The sequence below is a fragment of the Prevotella veroralis DSM 19559 = JCM 6290 genome, from assembly GCF_000377625.1.
GTDB lineage: Bacteria > Bacteroidota > Bacteroidia > Bacteroidales > Bacteroidaceae > Prevotella > Prevotella veroralis.
Map to the genome: position 1 here is coordinate 127695 of NZ_KB898325.1, position 13103 is coordinate 140797.

At 39.9% G+C, this 13103-nt stretch carries 10 protein-coding genes; 5 read left to right on the plus strand and 5 right to left on the minus strand.

What is annotated here, in order from left to right; translation table 11 throughout:
- The first annotated feature begins 280 nt into the window (after nucleotides 1-280).
- From D464_RS0100605 to rny, 4 genes are all read left to right on the plus strand, one after another.
- Nucleotides 281-913: a hypothetical protein gene (locus D464_RS0100605; RefSeq protein ID WP_018909688.1), complete on the plus strand. Its 633-nt coding sequence runs from the start codon at nucleotides 281-283 to the stop codon at nucleotides 911-913.
- 66 nt (nucleotides 914-979) lie between these two features.
- Nucleotides 980-1273 (plus strand): hypothetical protein, encoded by a 294-nt coding sequence (locus tag D464_RS0100610; protein ID WP_018909689.1) that lies wholly within the window; start codon nucleotides 980-982, stop codon nucleotides 1271-1273.
- Nucleotides 1274-1284: 11 nt separating this feature from the next.
- The gene (locus tag D464_RS0100615; RefSeq protein WP_004382740.1) at nucleotides 1285-1578 is read left to right on the plus strand and encodes a cell division protein ZapA; all 294 of its coding nucleotides are present in this window, start codon (nucleotides 1285-1287) and stop codon (nucleotides 1576-1578) included.
- A 37-nt stretch (nucleotides 1579-1615) separates the two neighbouring features.
- Nucleotides 1616-3157, plus strand: coding sequence for a ribonuclease Y (gene rny, locus D464_RS0100620; RefSeq protein WP_004382741.1), 1542 nt, complete (start codon nucleotides 1616-1618; stop codon nucleotides 3155-3157).
- Nucleotides 3158-3224: 67 nt separating this feature from the next.
- On the opposite strand, the gene D464_RS0100625 is transcribed toward rny, so the two are convergent.
- From D464_RS0100625 to D464_RS0100645, 5 genes are all read right to left on the minus strand, one after another.
- Nucleotides 3225-3836 carry an HU family DNA-binding protein gene (locus D464_RS0100625; RefSeq protein WP_018909690.1) on the minus strand — a complete coding sequence of 204 codons (612 nt, stop codon included), beginning with the start codon at nucleotides 3834-3836 and terminating at the stop codon, nucleotides 3225-3227.
- 791 nt (nucleotides 3837-4627) lie between these two features.
- The gene (gene ccsA, locus D464_RS0100630) at nucleotides 4628-6805 is read right to left on the minus strand and encodes a cytochrome c biogenesis protein CcsA (protein WP_018909691.1); all 2178 of its coding nucleotides are present in this window, start codon (nucleotides 6803-6805) and stop codon (nucleotides 4628-4630) included.
- A 78-nt stretch (nucleotides 6806-6883) separates the two neighbouring features.
- Nucleotides 6884-8581, minus strand: coding sequence for a di-heme oxidoredictase family protein (locus D464_RS0100635; protein WP_018909692.1), 1698 nt, complete (start codon nucleotides 8579-8581; stop codon nucleotides 6884-6886).
- 262 nt (nucleotides 8582-8843) lie between these two features.
- Nucleotides 8844-10205, minus strand: a complete 1362-nt coding sequence (locus D464_RS0100640) for an imelysin family protein (RefSeq protein ID WP_018909693.1) — start codon at nucleotides 10203-10205, stop codon at nucleotides 8844-8846.
- Between the two features lie 42 nt (nucleotides 10206-10247).
- The gene (locus D464_RS0100645) at nucleotides 10248-11552 is read right to left on the minus strand and encodes a hypothetical protein (RefSeq protein ID WP_018909694.1); all 1305 of its coding nucleotides are present in this window, start codon (nucleotides 11550-11552) and stop codon (nucleotides 10248-10250) included.
- 561 nt (nucleotides 11553-12113) lie between these two features.
- On the opposite strand from D464_RS0100645, the gene D464_RS0100650 reads away from it, so the two are divergent.
- Complete coding sequence (locus D464_RS0100650) at nucleotides 12114-13070, plus strand: LuxR C-terminal-related transcriptional regulator (protein WP_024985742.1); 957 nt, start codon at nucleotides 12114-12116, stop codon at nucleotides 13068-13070.
- Nucleotides 13071-13103: the final 33 nt, after the last annotated feature.

The window sequence follows — 13103 nt, forward strand, 5'->3', positions numbered from 1 at the left end:
CAGTTCGTTTTATATTTTGCTTATCAATTTAGTTGCTATTATGAGCAGGGAAGAATAATGGAATTGAATAGGTCAGCCCTTATGAGTTTGTCATGCAAATAATTCCTCATTCAACGATGCGTATATAACGAATGCAAAGATAAGAAATTAAATCTAATTTAAATACCTCTAAATGATAAAACATACATTAAGCGTGTGCTTTCTTAGTTTTTTTATTAACTTTGCAACCGAATAGAAGATTTTAATACGTTGTAATAACTTAAAAACAAAATATAAGAACATGGGATTCTTTTCAAAGCTTTTTAGTAAAAGTAGTGATGAAACAGCAAAGTCTGGAGGAATGGAAGATTATATGACTCTCATTAGGGTTTATTTCCAAGCTGTACTTGCCTCTCGCCTTGGTATCAATAATTTGGCAATGCTTCCCGACCTGCGTACATATAAGCAAACATTTCATGTCCCGACCTTACGTAATAAGTTGGGCTTAGGAGAAATGGCTAGTGTAAAGAAAACAATGAAAAGCCTATATAAAGTCGATGATAATTTCTTTGATGAGATAGACGCTAGCATTAAGAAGAATTGTAAGAAGATGCAAGATGTACAGCCTTATCTTTATCAATTCCAAGGTTTCACACAAGATTTAATGATGCTAATTGGTAATTTGATGAAGTTTAAGTTGCGTGTTCCAGGCTTCTTCAAGAAAGCAATTTATACCATGACAGAGAAGACGGTAAATGATATTTATGACAAGAATGACTTCTCTGATGCTGGTGTTATCAAAGCTGTAGTAGCTGTTCGACAATATAATCAGCGACTTCATTTTAGTAGAAAATGGACTACAGATTTCGTTTATCAGATTGTTATGTTGGCAAAGAAAGAGCCTAAACCAGCAGAGCAAACGGCATCAAAATAGTTAAGCGTATATTTGCTTAAATAGAAACTTTAATGTAATTTTGTAGCCCAAACGAATAAGGTAGTCATGGAATCAAATGAGAAAACTCTAAATACGTTTGCAACTCGTGTGCGTCAGATGATTCTTCAGTATGCAGAACTGAAGAAAGAGAATGACGAGCTATATGCACTTGTTGACCAGCGTGAGCAGGAGATTAAACAACTGCAAGAAGAGTTGTCCCAAGCAGAAACTGACTATAATTCGTTGAAGATGGCAAAGATGCTCGAAGTAACTGATGGGGATATGGAAGGTGCACAAAAGCGTGTTGCCAAACTTATCCGAGATGTTAACAAGTGCATTACACTTCTAAGTGAGAAATAATCCAGAATATAATGGCAGACGATAAACTACATATAAGGTTGCATGTTTATGATACAGAACTTTCTGTAAACGTCCCGCGTGACGATGAGGAGTATTATCGTTCTGCAGCCAAACTCATTACTGATACCGTCAATACTTACTCTACTCTTTTCAAAGGTAAAAAGGGAGATAAGGATATTATGTACATGGCAATGCTTGATATTGCTTTGAAATATAAGAAAGAAGGAGTACGTAATGACACAGCTCCATTCAATGATATTCTCGGTAAACTCACTTCAGAAATTGAGGAAGTATTAAAGAAATAGCGAGAATATTAACTATAAAATCAAAAAAGAAAAATAAATGAGTCCGATTGTTACAGTTATAATCGCTGTGCTTTGTTTGTCTGCTGGTTGTGCAGGTGGATTTGCTATTTTCCGTTATATCCTTACAGGGAAGTACAAAGACACGATAAAAGAGGCGGAGAAAGCGGCAGAGGTTATTAAAGAAAAGAAATTGCTTGAGGTTAAAGAGAAATTCCTTAATAAGAAGAGTGAACTCGAAAAGGAAGTCCAACAGCGTACCTTGAAGATTCAACAAGGGGAGAATAGATTGAAGCAGCGTGAGGTTGCGCTCAATCAACGTCAGGAAGATCTCAATCGTCGCAAACAGGATGTTGACCATCAACAGCAGCGTGTTGACAATGAGAAGAAGTTGTTGCAGGTTAAACAGCAGGATCTTGAGAAGATGCAGGAGAGGGAGCGCATTAAGTTAGAAGAGCTTTCTGGACTTAGCTCTGAAGACGCGAAGGAGCGTTTGATTGAGAGCTTGAAGGATCAAGCGAAGTTGGATGCAGCTTCTTATATCAACGAAATAGTTGATGAAGCCAAACTTAATGCGAACCAGCAAGCAAAGAAGATTGTTATTCAGACTATACAGCGAGTTGCAACTGAAACAGCTATAGAGAACTCTGTAAGTGTTTTCCATATTGATAGCGATGAGGTAAAAGGTCGCATCATTGGTCGCGAAGGTCGTAATATCCGTGCTTTGGAGGCTGCAACAGGAGTAGAAATCGTTGTAGATGATACGCCAGAAGCAATCGTTATTTCTGCTTTCGACCCAGTTCGCCGTGAGGTTTGCCGCTTGGCACTTCATCAGCTGGTAGCAGACGGACGTATTCACCCTGCACGCATTGAGGAAGTTGTCGCAAAAGTTAAGAAGCAGCTTGATAATGAAATCATCGAAACAGGTAAGCGTACAGCTATCGACCTTGGTATTCATGGCTTGCATCCAGAGTTGATTCGCATTGTAGGTAAGATGAAATATCGTTCTTCATACGGGCAGAATCTTCTTCAACACGCTCGTGAAACCGCAAACCTCTGTGCAGTTATGGCAAGCGAATTAGGCTTGAACCCAAAGAAAGCAAAGCGTGCAGGTTTGTTGCATGATATTGGCAAAGTGCCAGATGAAGAGACTGATCTGCCGCACGCAATCTACGGTGGCAAGATTGCAGAGAAGTATAAGGAGAAACCAGATATCTGTAATGCTATTGCTGCCCACCATGATGAAGTAGAAATGACAACACTTCTTGCACCGATTGTACAGGTTTGTGATGCTATTTCCGGTGCTCGTCCCGGTGCTCGTCGTGAGATAGTTGAAGCTTACATTAAGCGATTAAACGATTTGGAAGCTATTGCAATGAGCTATCCAGGTGTGACAAAGACATACGCAATACAGGCAGGTCGAGAACTTCGCGTCATCGTTGGTGCTGATAAGATGGACGATGTAGAGAGCGAGAAGCTAAGTTCTGAGATTGCAGAGAAGATTCAGAACGAAATGACTTATCCGGGTCAGGTTAAGATTACGGTAATTCGCGAGACACGTTCTGTAGCCTATGCAAAGTAAGAGGGTAAGCCTATAAAACTAATATAATAAATGCGCTTCAAATAGTGGAGCGCATTTTTGTTTCCCTTTATTCAGAAGAAGAATCATTTAGAATAAATAACTTACTTCTTCCTTTTCCTATATTCCGAATCTTTCCCTCCTTTTCCAATTTCTTAGCAATACGATAAGCATTTACTTGCGATAGATTAAGGTATTGCCGTAGTTCTCTTATTGAGAAAAAGGGCTGATTAGATAGTAAGGTAACGATAGCATTGTCAATATCTTCCCTTTTGGGAATAGAAGATATACTCTCCTGATAAGTTGCATTCTCAAACTTTGTGTCAGATAAAGTATTTATCATCTTCATATCAGGACGGAACTTTACCGTTCGCACCATTGGCTTTCGCAATCGGAAATGCTTTGAACGCGGATCTTGATATAGTTCCCCCTTCACTGAAAGTGTGAAGTAACCGATTCCCGGCAGGTGCACTGCATTCCCCATCTTCAGTTGAATCGCCATTTCTCGTCTTATTGCTATTATGGCAGCATTGATATCAGAAGGGGTAAGTGTTGTTGCGTTTTGTATGTCTTCGCCTATTTGCTCAATGTCAACAACTTGATTTTCGATCGTTACTGCCCTATATTCTGATAATTTCGATAGTTCCTTGCTATTTTTAAGAAGTTTGTATTTTACGCTCATACGTTTTTAATTTTAGATTTTCTATTATATTTTTAGTTTATTTCCTCTGTTTAGTTTAATGAATTTGTACGTACTTTCTTTTTAAAAGCTACGTATGAATTAATATTATCATTATCGTGATAAATAATTATCACTTACTGATAAATAGTTATCTCTATAGTGATAAATAATTATCACAGAGTGATAATATTATTTTCTACGTACAAAGATAATAGAAAGTACCGAGAAATACAAAAGAATAAGCAGAGAAAACGAATGCAATACATATACATTTCGTTTCCTCCACTTATTCCTTAGGCGATTTATGTATGTCTCATTTATTGAAATTAATTCCTCAAAGTAGGGACAGACGCCCTCGTCTGTCCGCCAGAATCCAAGCAATAGAAGTCTCCCCAAGCCTCTTTAGGAGGAGATGTTACCCAACGAGTGTTACAAAAGGATGAAGGGGCGGACAGACGAGGGCGTCTGTCCCTACTTATTACGATGTTTTTTGCTTCTATTAATTATACAGGTTTCATTGAAAATAACCGTAATTTTGAATTAAAGGAAGTGCTCACATTGTTTGAAATAAGTACCTCAAAGTAGGGACAGACGCCCTCGTCTGTCCGCCAAAATACAAGCAATAGAAGCCTCTCCAAGCCTCTTTAGGAGGATATGTTGTCCAACGAGTGTTACAAAAGGATGGAGGGGCGGACAGACGAGGGCGTCTGTCCCTACGTGATGCAACTACATTCAACAGAACTAATAACTCGTTTACTTGTCAATCTGTCAACTCGTTTACTTTTCCACACTTAGGCATAGGAGTGCATGCCCCCAAGGATATAATTTACACCGAAGTAGGTCATGAGGATGCTTAGGAAAGCTACGAGCATGAAGAGATGATACTGCCGAGGTTGGCGTAACGCTTGTAAGCTGGCAGTGTGCAAAGGAATGGCATAAATCATAAGGGTGATGAGTGCCCACGTCTCCTTTGGATCCCAGCCCCAATAGGTTCCCCAGCTGATGTTTGCCCATATTGCTCCGATGAATATTCCGAGTCCGAGCGTTGTTATGGCTGGATAGAGGAATATTTGTGAGAGATTGGTCAGTTGTCGGTTTATCTGAATGATGCTTGCTTTCTTGCTTCGGTATGTGCAGAAGTAGGCAATGGCACTGATGAAGGTGAGGGAGAGTAGGGCGTAGGATATCATGATGATACTCACGTGTATGCTTAGCAACGGACTGTTCAGCACGGGCATGCGAGGCGTAATGCTTGGATCCATCTCCCCGAGATGGCTGACGAGGAGCATAAAGCCGCTCATGAGTAGTCCGAAGGTGGTCATCAGTTGCATTTTATGGGTTGTGAGGATTGAGACAATCATAATGAGCCATGCGAGTAGAAGCATTGTCTCATACCCGTTTGCGATAGGGATTGTCCCGTTGATAATCCATCTTAAAGCTAAGGTGAATGTGAGTATGAGCCATGATAAGCCCATGAGATAAGTAAAGAATCGGTATGTTTTCCTCTTGGTTAGGAAGATAACGGATAGCATACCTAAGGTGAGGTTGACAATGAAGAGAATGGTTGCGAACGGGAATGCATTATAGATGTTCTCTGCTTTTATCTCGGTTGGAGAGGGAATCGTATTGCCGCCGTATGTGTATTGATACTTCTGTAACTTCTGTGCAAGTTCGTTTAGCATCCCCGTGTTCCCTTGGTTAGCTAATTGTCCTGCCAAGGAAAGTATGCTGTGGATATATTGTTGTTGTGCCTTGGGCATTGTTTGGGGCATTCGGTCGGTGGGTGCAAACCAATCTATGTCTCCTTTATTCGATGTATAAGGAAATATCTTGAGCGTTTTGCCTTGCATTAGATCCATTAATAACATCATCTTGTCATCAGTGTCAAGGAGCTGTTTGGCAACGGCATCGTCCTGCTGGTTCTGTGCGTCTTGAAGATATGGACCGAGGATATAACCTTGTTGTCCGAAAAGACTTATGGGTGAGATGTATTCATCTAATCCTAACTTCTCATGCAATTCGCTACCTTTCATCTTGAGTATCGGTTCTCTCATCCATTCCTTACCCCAGAACATGAAGCCAGTTAATACTTGGCAGGGAGTGAAGTCCTTGTAATTCTTTTTACCATATAGTTTCTTTGTGAAGTCAATGGCGTAGGTTTGCATTGGACAGATACGACCATTATAAACAATAAGAACCTTTCCGAACTCATCTGCAGTCTCACGTGTTAATGAAGGTTGTGCACTGAGAGGTGATGTTCCTGCTAGAAGTAGTAAGAGTAACGCAATGGCTTTACCACTATTACTACGAAGTAATCGACGGAAGTTTCCTTTAGGTTCGATGAGCATGGCAATGAGTCCAAGGAAGAGTAGGGCATAACCTATATATGTTATGGGGATTCCGTATGGATCAGAATTGACAGCTAAGTATGAACCTTTCATATCTTCATCGAAACTACTTTGATAAAGGCGTGTGCCATAGCCTGAATATATCTTGTTCATAGATATCTGATATTCTTCTTTCCTTTCACCTTCTATTATAGTAATCACAGAAGCATAATCCATTGCAGCCATATTGCCTGCGTGATAGGTAATATTGAATCTATTTAGAACAACCGAGAATGGTAATTGTGCCTTATTACCATCTTTTGTTATATATGTACTTACGGGCTTTCCTTGTCTTAGATGTATCATTCCTTTATGTGCTGTTAGATGAGTGAGTAAAGCGCCAAGGAGGATGATGACGAATGACAAATGTAATAAGACGATGATAGGGCGGCGGACTTTCCGCTTAATAAAATAAATAATTCCTGTAGCTGTACCTATTGTCCATAATAAGATGAACCACCAAGAACCGAAGATATTATCTGAAACATAATCAAGACTTGTGTATTTCCCTATGACTGTTCCTATCGCCATTATGGCGATAATGAGTATATACACAATCTCAAGTAATCTTTTTGTTCGCATTATAGTAAGATAAAAGAAGACGGAACTCTTCTGCGAATCCCATCTTCTTCTTATGAATGTTTTGTTAATTGCTGTTCATTAGATAGAGCGGATGAACTTAACTACAGCGTCTCTATCCTTCTTTGGTAAGTTATAGAACTTGAAGGCTGCCTTATAAGCCTGACTGTTCTTGCTGTATGCGTGCCACATGATTGCCTCAATCTCATTACGAGCACGAGCATCGTGTAGACGATCTTCTGCACCAGAGTTAATCAATGAAAGACCTCTGCCCCAAAGCGGAGTAGTGCGGCACCATGATCCATGGATATCGTTCTTCATATCCAACTTATGTTGGATGAAGTCAGAGTATGGATAGATCTTCTGATTAGCATACTTAGGCAACTGTTTGTTGCCAAGGATTACTGAAGAACCATGGTTGTCTGCACCCGTAGTCCAAGAAGCCTTGTGACAATGAGCACAGCCTAACTCACCAGTAAAGAGTTCCTTACCACGCTGCACATCCTTGTCATTCAAGTTTCTTGCACGTGGAACGGCAATACCTCTGTGCCAAACCATAAACGCATGATAAGCCTCATCACTCACTTCTGGCTTGAAGTTATAATAAGGGTTGTTGTAAAGGTTCACGTTATCGTTTGGAGAGAGCAGATATGCAACGGCTTTCTTGATTCCCTCACGTGTACCATCGTTGTAATAAGGATGAACATAAGAGTTAGGATCGCTACCATGTTGTTGGATGTAACTAATCACGTTCTCGTTCTCTGACATTGCTTTAGCCCATGGCTCTGTAGAACAAATGTGCTTGATATCTGAACGAAGAACATTCAACTCGTCCCAAAGAGCTACGTCGTTCTCAAGACAACCATCGAGCAAATCGTAGTTGAAACGCTTTACGAACTTATTGCCGAAAGCATCTTCTGCCCAAGCATCAGCTTTCAATTGCTTTGTGGCGTTATCGAAGAACTCTGGGTTTAACTCTACGTGCTGTCCTTCTGCCTTGTATTGCTTCTCCAGATCTTCGTTAGAGATTGCATCAATCAAACCGAGACCTTGGAAGTTACATGATGCTATCAAACGTACTTCATAGTTGCTTGGCTTAGGGTCAGTATTGAATGCAGACTGTGGAATAGAAACAGATGGATAGCGCAGATTGAACTTCTCACCATCAGGGAACTGCATTGGTAGTCCACTTGGCATAGAAGTTACATCGTGCCATGTAATCTGTATCTGATTTGGATCAACTGGAGGCAAGAAAGGTTCAACAGCTTGCAACATTGTGAAGGTTGTGAGCTGATTGATAGGAGTTCCATTGTTACTGCCTGGCGCATCAGGTGTATAAACAGAAACGATGTAACCATTGCCCTTAACTGGATCCATGTTGTCGCGACTGTGTCCGTGAGCATAACCACCAGAGTGGCAGTACTCGCATGAACGACGTGAGGCAACTGGTCCCCAACCTTTGTAAGGCTCGGTACTTAATGTGTATTTTGCACTTGCCATCATATCACCTTGGTTGAAGAGATCAGTCAGACCTTGTTCGTCAATAGCAGGTGTATTATCCTCATAACCACCAGCAGCAGTGTTCTCTGTTGTTCCGAGTTTACCACCTGGATACCACTCATCAGCAGAGAAGTTACCTACAGCTTGACCAATGTATTTGGTTTCTGGCTCTTGAGGTTTCTGTGGTCCGTCTGGCGTAACATTGTCGTCAGAGCAAGCGGCAAATGAACATAATAATGCTCCTGCAAGTAAGAATTTGCTATAGCTGTTGTGTCTCATAATGTTTTTAAATCTATTATTTAATGAGACGTAAGGTTGTATGGAAGAACATACAACCTTGTTGTCTCTTTCTTTTCTTATAAGATATTGCTGATTGGACAGGCTTGTCCAACTAATTGGACACGTTTGTCCAATCAGTTGGACTAATTAGTCCAATTTGATAGTCCTTATAGGAAGATGATACTCGGTAAATAATATATTGGGTGCAACTTCACCTTTCCACCGTTTGATCATCTTTAATACCATACGGAAATGCCCGTCTTTACTTGTCTGTCTGTTGGTTAATCCATGTACCAGCTTCATTGAGAGCCTGATTCAAGGCATCAACTTTATCGATACAGTTCTTAACCTGTGCATGACCTGGATTGTCAATGAAAGCAATACCGCTCTTCTTAGCTGTCTCAAGTGCACTGATAGCCTCGTTGAGAGCGTTATTCAGGTCATTGTACTTAGGATAATTGTTGTTCTTCAAGAAGTTCATGATAGAGTTCTGAGCAGGAGTAGAGATTGTCTCTGTGCCACGAACACCATACAATGTATTCTTGATAGAGTAGATATTGTCCTGATAATCCTGGAATGAACGCTTGCTGTAAGGTGACTCAATATAGTTAGCTGCATCGTCTGCTGTACCAGTACCAGTAGCCTTGCGATAAGCCTGACCGAGTTTCTGAGAAGCAACCTCTTCGCAGATGTTTACGCAACCACCAATGAAGATGTTGTTCAGAGTCTCGTGCCATGTTGTGAAGTAGCCCTTATCTGTTGTTGCGAAGTTTGAATAGTCACGATAAGGAATCAACTTTGGTGATAGACCTTGGTGACGTGTTCCGTTGACTACCCACATTGCGTTAGCAAGCTGGTTCAAATGCGATGTTGGAATACTTGTACCTAACCAGCTATATTCCAAAAGATAAGTCATATTGCGGAGGTCACCGGCTACAGCTGCTGCAAAAGCTGCCTCGTTTACAGTACTTACACTTGTAAGACCCTGCTCTGTTTCTTTCTCTGCATTAAAATCAGCTACTGTGCGATTCTTACCATTGCGGAACAGAACAAACTCCAAGCCGTGGAAGCCTAATACAGAGTCGAATTTACCATTGTTGTCATAAACATACTTGGTTGGATTCTCGCCATTAATACCTGCGATAACATCTGCATTATTTAGAGCCTTTGTCAACTGGTCGTGGTCAAGTGGCCATGAGTCAATATGTGGGTCGATCTCATTGTCTGAAGCAGCACCATAAAGGAATGCCTCACTCTGTTCCCAGTCTTTACGCGCACCTTTGAATGCTTCGCATGCAGCATCAATATCGCTCTGTGTCAATTTACCAGCTTTACGCTTCTTATAAAGGTTCTGACATGCATTGTAGAGAGCATCAGACTTCTGCGCTAAATCTAAGTATGTCGGTTTAACAACAGCCTCAAGGTAATTGGCAACAACCTTACCCATCTCGGTCTTGTTAGCATTTGCGCTACTTTCGCTTGCAGCCTTGTTTAATTCGGTCTGACGTTCTGGAGTAAGAATTGTAGTGTTAATACCTTCATCATCACTACTGCTACATGATGTGAAACCTGTTGCTAATGTCCCTGCAAGGAGGAACATTGCGAGTTTTGTTACTTTCTTCATTACAATCTTTATTTAATGATAGTTTATAATATTTGTTTTCTCCTATAGGAAGAAGCCCTCGTAGGCTATACCGATATTAATAGCAGGTTCATCGTTATATCCTTTCTTTAGGTTGCGGTAGTTGTATTCTGCCTTGATAGCAATCTGTGGGATAGGGTAGTAGTTGATACCTGTTGCAAGGATGGTTCTGTTAGTCCATTGCTTGGTTGTGGCATGAATATAAGAGTCATAATGCTCAATGTGACCGAAAATATAGAGCTTCTGATTATCGGCACGCATCTTATTAATTTGAGAGAAGATGTCGTAACCTACTTCAAACATCATTGCCATAGCATGACTACCGAAGTATTTACCATTCCCTGACTCGTATGGCTTGACATATTGAACGTTTGGATAAGAAAGCTGTGTAATCTCTTTTGCGTTGCTAACGTAACCATAATCGATGTTACCTCTTGCAATCCAGTTGTATTTATTATAGGTGAAGTCTAAGCTACCAAGATAGACGTTACCCTTAATCTTCTTCTTTGCACCCTTCTCGCTATCATGTGGTACGTTGTTGTGCATCGCCTGTCCAGCGTATGCGCTGACACCAATGCGCAGACCAGGGATAGTATAGTTGTCTACACGTGCAAGGAAACCATACTTATTTGCGACCTCAAACTCGAAAGGACTTGACGTACCTTTCTGTATCCAGTTAGCACGGCTGAAGTGATAAGCATCCAATCCAGCAATCATCTGTGCTACATAACTGAAGTCACCTTTACGTCCCCAAAATGAAATACCAGTCTGATGCCAAGTACTTGGTAGAATCGTATTCTCACCCTCTGGACGATATACTGTGAAGAAATTCAATGGTTCATGGTGTGCATTTACTAAACCGAAAGGTACAACGATATGTCCAGCACGAATGTTGAAAGCCTTACCAAATGATTTCTGTAACCAGAACTGTTCTAATTCAACCTCTCCACCTTTCTCTGTTTCATGTTCGAACTCAATCGCTTCATCGGCTTCATATTCAATGGCAGAACCAGAGCCTCCATGCTCGAACTCGATTTCGCTACCCATAGACCAACCTTTACCGAAGTCGTAACCAAGATAGATAACAGCATGTGGAATGTCAAATCGTCCGTGGCTAGGGTCTTTCTTGTAAAGGTTAGGAGTTGTATAACGATTGCCGTTATCACTATAGAAGTTGCGTGAGTAAGCAGCTTCACCATAACCACCAAGACTTAGTTTGTTTCCTTTGGCGTGATTCATTACAGAGTCGGCAGCGTTAACTTGTGCTTGTGCAGTAGTCGTTCCTGCTAAAAGTGCGCCGAAGATAATCCTGAAAGCAAAATTATTCATTGAGTTCTTGTCTATTATATAATTATTATTTGTGTGCAAAGTTACTTCCTTTCGTTAAATAAGACAATACCTATATTTATTGAAATTTCATCTATTTTAGTGTTACTTTAGCCCGTATAATTCTTTTGTTGAATCACTATAAATCGGTATTGTTGTATTTGTTTCAGTCTCATCTATTAAAAAGAATGCATTCATAATCTTATAAGTATATGCTTCTTATAATGTGAAGTAACGCCCTTTTCTTTCATAGAAGAGGCTTTTCTCATTGGAAAGAGAGCATCTCTTGTGTTGTCATGTGTGTATATCTGTATTTGAGTAGATGATTTCATCATAGATACAAGACTTTTTATTGCTTATAAATGTAAGGTAATCTGTTATTATTTTTGTTGTGATGAGTGATAAATAACCATCTGTTTTGTGTTAATTTCTGCTTTAGAAGGATTGCTTTTTACTTGTAAATACTAATAAATGAAGATATTATATCAAATACTTAAAGATTATTATTGTGTTATTGAACTTTTTTTTGTTATTTTGCATACGATATTATTACGGAAAGACAAGATGAAGAATCAAAAGATGTATGAGCCCGATGATAAGATGATAAACCTTATCAGAGACAACTACAGTCTATTGCAGAGTCTAGGTTGTTTTGGCATTAGTTTGGGCTTTGGAGATAAGACTGTAAGAGAAGTTTGCAATGACCAAAATGTTGATACTTATACATTCTTGTCAGTTGTTAATTTTTCTATCAATGGATATAAGGGCTTTGATGATATTGATAGGTTATCTATACCGACGCTTATGCAGTATCTTAAGGCAAGCCACACTTATTATCTTGACTATGAGTTACCTTTCATACGAAAAGAGTTGACGGCTGCATTGGATGAGAATGATAATCTTGCTCGCCTCATACTCCGTCTTTATGATGAGTATGCTCATTCTATTCGTAATCACATGCAATACGAAGAAAAGAATGTGTTTCCTTATGTTGACTCCTTATTAAAAGGTGAGACTAATGACACATACGATGTAGAAACCTATTCAAAACATCATAGCCAGACGGATGTTAAGTTGCGCGAATTGAAGAGTATTATTATTAAGTACCTCCCTTCTGATTCCCATCATAACAATCGTCTCACCGCCACCTTATATGATATATATAATTGTGAGGAATGGCTTAATCAACATGCAAGGGTTGAAGAGGAAATATTCATTCCTGTTATCAGACGTTTAGAGCAGAAGAGTAAACAAAATGATGTTAGTGTAAAGATCTCTAACATGATTACACAGAACCCAGAATCGAATGAAGTTCTTAGTGATCGAGAGAAAGATGTAATCGTTTCCGTTGCACAGGGAATGACAAATAAAGAAATCGCCAATCACCTTTGTATATCAACGAATACGGTAATTACACATCGCCGGAATATTGCACGGAAGTTACAGATCCATTCTCCTGCAGGTTTGACTATATATGCTATTGTCAACAACTTGGTTGATATAAGTAGTGTGAAATTGTAATTGTCCGCAAAGGGAGAGTTTAGAGTTTCTTAT

Excerpts from the sequence above, each read along its gene's own strand:
- D464_RS0100605 (WP_018909688.1), top strand. The coding sequence starts at position 281 with ATGGGATTCTTTTCAAAGCTTTTTAGTAAAAGTAGTGATGAAACAGCA.
- D464_RS0100610 (WP_018909689.1), top strand. The coding sequence starts at position 980 with ATGGAATCAAATGAGAAAACTCTAAATACGTTTGCAACTCGTGTGCGT.
- D464_RS0100615 (WP_004382740.1), top strand. The coding sequence starts at position 1,285 with ATGGCAGACGATAAACTACATATAAGGTTGCATGTTTATGATACAGAA.
- rny (WP_004382741.1), top strand. The coding sequence starts at position 1,616 with ATGAGTCCGATTGTTACAGTTATAATCGCTGTGCTTTGTTTGTCTGCT.
- D464_RS0100625 (WP_018909690.1), bottom strand. The coding sequence starts at position 3,836 with ATGAGCGTAAAATACAAACTTCTTAAAAATAGCAAGGAACTATCGAAA.
- ccsA (WP_018909691.1), bottom strand. The coding sequence starts at position 6,805 with ATGCGAACAAAAAGATTACTTGAGATTGTGTATATACTCATTATCGCC.
- D464_RS0100635 (WP_018909692.1), bottom strand. The coding sequence starts at position 8,581 with ATGAGACACAACAGCTATAGCAAATTCTTACTTGCAGGAGCATTATTA.
- D464_RS0100640 (WP_018909693.1), bottom strand. The coding sequence starts at position 10,205 with ATGAAGAAAGTAACAAAACTCGCAATGTTCCTCCTTGCAGGGACATTA.
- D464_RS0100645 (WP_018909694.1), bottom strand. The coding sequence starts at position 11,552 with ATGAATAATTTTGCTTTCAGGATTATCTTCGGCGCACTTTTAGCAGGA.
- D464_RS0100650 (WP_024985742.1), top strand. The coding sequence starts at position 12,114 with ATGAAGAATCAAAAGATGTATGAGCCCGATGATAAGATGATAAACCTT.